We start from the raw sequence: 265 nt of genomic DNA, 5'->3' as shown, positions 1-265 counted from the left end.
CCCTTCGCGCACGAAGCCGCGCCGCCGCGACGGAATGCGCAACTCGGCGCGCAAAGGCTGCGAGGTGTCGGTCACGATGACGAGCGCGATATCCGACGGCTGCAGCATCGCGCCCTGAACCAGTCGCGAAAAGGTGACGACGCCCGACTTCGGCGCGGAAATGGTGGCGTCGCGGCGGTTCTGCTCGAAACGCGCGTCGGCCTCCTGGAGATCGCGCGCGTGGCTCGCGTCGAGTTCCTTCAACTGCGCCGCGAGCGCGGTCTGC

General features: G+C 69.1%; 1 pseudogene. It reads right to left on the bottom strand.

The features are described 5' to 3' along the window. A pseudogene (locus SB751_RS31510) lies at positions 1-265 on the bottom strand (hemolysin D); the annotation flags it as partial.

The organism is Cupriavidus sp. SIMBA_020 (genome assembly GCF_046535395.1).
GTDB lineage: Bacteria > Pseudomonadota > Gammaproteobacteria > Burkholderiales > Burkholderiaceae > Cupriavidus > Cupriavidus campinensis.
Note: the sequence above shows the minus strand (reverse complement) of the source record. Positions and strands in the feature narration are given on the sequence as shown.